General features: G+C 47.3%; 2 protein-coding genes and 1 pseudogene. All 3 read left to right on the forward strand.

All coding sequences use genetic code 11. From position 1 onward, the window contains the following. Positions 1 to 107 (forward strand): annotated as a pseudogene (locus tag ABIE32_RS21610) (IS5/IS1182 family transposase); the annotation flags it as partial. A gap of 379 nt (positions 108 to 486) precedes the next feature. After that, positions 487 to 2,568, forward strand: coding sequence for an Ig-like domain-containing protein (locus ABIE32_RS21615; protein ID WP_429019366.1), 2,082 nt, complete (start codon positions 487 to 489; stop codon positions 2,566 to 2,568). Between the two features lie 205 nt (positions 2,569 to 2,773). Next, a complete protein-coding gene (locus ABIE32_RS21620; protein ID WP_429019368.1) occupies positions 2,774 to 3,040 on the forward strand; it encodes a transposase in 267 nt (88 codons plus the stop codon). The last annotated feature ends 751 nt before the right edge of the window (positions 3,041 to 3,791 follow it).

Genomic DNA, 3,791 nt, shown 5'->3' on the forward strand with positions numbered 1-3,791 from the left:
TGCGGGGAGCCATTCCAATTATCCCGCCACGCAAAGGAGCGAAGCTGCGCAAAGGGCTGGCATTTGCTCACCGCAATGAAGCGGTCAAGGCGTGTGGGAGGTTGGGGGCGGGCTACGTGACCAGGGGCAGTCCAAAGATAGGCGGAGTTCGTCTACCTGACCAGGGGGCAGTCCAGGCTGAGTTCAATATCGGAGCATCCATTCACAATCAATTCACTGAACTGGGCACGCCCCAGACTGTGGCCGCGGCATAAATCCGTCTGGAGTTTGGGGTAGCGCGGCCTCAGGTCGATTTATGCAACAACGCCGTTCAGTCATCAGTGGATCGGCCCCATCTTATGTAACATATTTTACAAAAATCACTATCACACTGCAAATTAACAAAATAATTTAATTAAAACAGAAAAATACATTGAGAAGTATGGATATAAGATTAATTAGATCCATTGTTCTAGCGCGGTGGATTTGTAACTCCAAAGCCCAAGAATGCCAATTGCTTCAACAAGCATTAAGCAGGCTATTCCTTTTTACCATAGGTATTTTTTAATACACATATGGGAATTAGATAAATTTATTAAAAAATCTATGAAATCCAAAAAAATATTGACTTGCGCTATGCTTCTTCTCGGGGAAATAGGAGCAGCACAAGCTAGTGATATCCATCTCTACTTGTCGCAGCCTGGCCTGAATGCAGCCAAAAATTCTACTATAATTGAAGGAGGGTTACCCTGGAGTGCCACTGAAGCACAAACTACTGGCTCTTATTCAATGGAGACGTTTGACAATGATCCGGTAGGCTCAAGCTCCCCGGGAACTTGGGTAATTGGTGATAAGTCAGCAGGTACTGTTGCAATTCAAAGTGGAAACGTCTGGGGGGGCTTTGAAAATACGCCGTACCTGCTTCCTTCAGATATTACGATCACCCTAAAAAAACCTGCCCGATATTTGGGATTTTGGTGGGCTTCTGGTGTGATGGGCAATCGCTTTCAATTACTCGATTCCAATGATAATGTATTAGTTGACTCCAATATCAACCAATTAATTACATTTCTAAATAGTAGCGCAAATCTTCCAGCATTGGATGGCGTCACCACCTATGCGAAGACGCAGTACTACGGAAATCCATTTCCTCCATATATGAACGGAGGTGGAGGAGAGCCTTATGTATACTTGAATTATGTTGTCAATGACACTACAGGCACTGGCTTGGTTGCTATTGCAAAAATAAGATTCATGAGTCCTGCTGGAATATTCGACATTGATAATCTAGCAGTTATGGAAAGCGCAATAAGTGCGGCGCAATTGCCGCCATCTTGGGTAGATACTGGCATTACCGCGAAATTTGCCAGTCCAATCACTTTAGATGATGCATATACAACTACCCAGAATCAATCGAAAAATTTCACCCCTTTAAGCAATGACCCCGATATTCCTGCTGACAGTACTGTCACCATGCAAGGTGCCAGTTCTCATGGAGGAACGGTAGTTGCATCGGGGATTGGAGAATGGACTTACACTCCTCCAGTCGATTTTGTTGGGATTGACACCTTCACCTATACCGTGTGCTTACCTGCACCTGAGCAAACAAAATGCTCTACGGCGAAGGAAACTATTACTATTCCCCCAACTGCCTTGCCATCGATATCTAGTACAGCGGAAGGGATTCCGAAAAATGGCGTGTTGCCTACGCCTGCTAACGGTGGGCCATTTATTTATAGTGGTGCCCCTTCGAGCACCAAAGGTGGGTCAGTAAGTATTGATCCCAATTCAGGCGAATACGTATATACGCCACCTGCCGGATTCACGGGGATAGATTCATTCAACTATACTATCTGCTTAGCTGATGCACCGACAGTTTGCTCGACATCAGTCGTGACCATGAGTGTATATGGTCTAACCGCGCAAAATAGCAGTGCGCATACCTCCCCCAATACCCCAATTTCTAGCTCTGAGCCAATACCATCTTTGTCAAATGCTCCTGCGGATACAACATACGACTACGCATTAGAAACACCGCCAAACAACGGATCCGTTGTAATGAATCCTGATGGCACCTATATCTATACACCCAACCCTGGATTCACTGGTGTGGATACCTTCAGGTATAAAGTCTGCACAAAGGACCTCACCCCTGCCGCGTGCTCAGTGGCAACAACCACTATTAACGTGGACGGAATCATTGCAGCGCAACCTAGCAGTGTGCAGACTACGGTGAACAGCCCAGTGGATGCTAAGGCCCCCCCCCCCGTTGAAAGCAACATACCAGCTGGCACAACTTATGCTTATTCAACAACGAGTAACCCTACCCATGGATCTGTTACAATGAGCTCTGACGGCAGCTACATTTATACCCCTACTAATGGCTACTCTGGGGAAGATTCTTTTGAATACCAGGTATGCGTGGTCGGTGCAACTCCTGCAATATGCTCGACAGCAGTTATCACTGTAAAAGTACTTTCTATCTCAAGCGCCACCCCTGTGCCAACGATGAAAGGATTGGCATTATTTTTGCTGATTGGCTCGATGGGAATTCTAGGTATTGCCCGCATTCGCCGCCACTTCTTGTGAAGAAGTGTATTTACAAGCTAAGTACTTAACTCTTATCTTAAATTGGCCAGCTACATGCTGGCCTTTTTCGTGCAGGCAAGCGGTACTAGCTCTAGCAAACGCTGTTTGATATGAGTTTTTATGGACTGCCCCTAGTCAGGTATGAAGTCCCCTTGAAAGCCCGAACCACCCAGAAGTAGAGAATCCCCTCCAACGGACTCTCTACATGAAGAAATCTAGATTCAGTGAAGCCCAGATAGTCGGTATCCTCAAGGAGGTCGAACTCGGCGCCAGGGTCAACGAGACATGTAGAAAGCACGGTATCAGCGAGCCAGCCTACTACAAGTGGAAGAGCCAGCTCTCGGGGATGACGGTCTTGCACTTGGCCCAGCTGCGCCAGTTGCAGGACGAAAACGCCAAGCTCAAACGCATGTGCGCTGACATGGCGTTGATGCACCATACGCTCAAGGAGGTCGTTGAGCGAAAGCTCTAATTCCGGAGCGTCGCGAGGTGGTCGTTCAGGCCTTAGTGGCCGAACTCGGCATGAGCCAGCGCCGTGCCTGCAAGGCCAGCGGCATCGCTCGCTCTACGCTGCGCTAGGGGATGCGGATAGAGACTTGGACTGTTTTTATGCCGTAAGTCCAAGGCTCGCCCGATATTCGATACGGCTGAGTGAGCCAAGGGATATCTTGATCCGCTTTTCGTACTACCAGCGAATGTACGAGTCGACCACCTCAATGAACTGCTCAATGATCGTGCCTGGACTGCCCCTAATCAGGTAACATTTGTTTTAATTATTAGATCTTCATTTAATATTTATTTAATTTATGATTGACCTCCTTTGGAGAGGTGAGGTGGAGAAGCACATTGGCGTAAACTACGCTACAGCCCGCGTTACGTGGGCTTTTTTTTAGGTCAAGCAGTTTTTCAAAAAAGACAAACAATTACCAAAGATTAATAGCTTAAAACTACTATTACAATAACGCATTAAGCCGAGTTCGTGCTCTCCTCCCTCCCTCCCATAGCTTGCACGAGATCCTTGATCATTCAAGGTCGGCTTTTTTATCCTGTGACCTCTGCCACCCTCGCGGTGGCATTTTTTTTGCCTTTCGCGTAGGGGGGGGGCGGACGAAAACTTGGACTACGAGGGGTAGTTCATGTATTCCTACGAAGACAGAATCCGAGCTGTTGAGCTATATACATAAAGCTAGGCTTGCGAGTCAGGCCCACGATCAGGCAGTTGG

This window comes from Comamonas sp. 4034 (genome assembly GCF_050434545.1).
Classification (GTDB): Bacteria; Pseudomonadota; Gammaproteobacteria; order Burkholderiales; family Burkholderiaceae_C; genus Comamonas; species Comamonas odontotermitis.

Excerpts from the sequence above, each read along its gene's own strand:
- ABIE32_RS21615 (WP_429019366.1), top strand. The coding sequence starts at position 487 with ATGCCAATTGCTTCAACAAGCATTAAGCAGGCTATTCCTTTTTACCAT.
- ABIE32_RS21620 (WP_429019368.1), top strand. The coding sequence starts at position 2,774 with ATGAAGAAATCTAGATTCAGTGAAGCCCAGATAGTCGGTATCCTCAAG.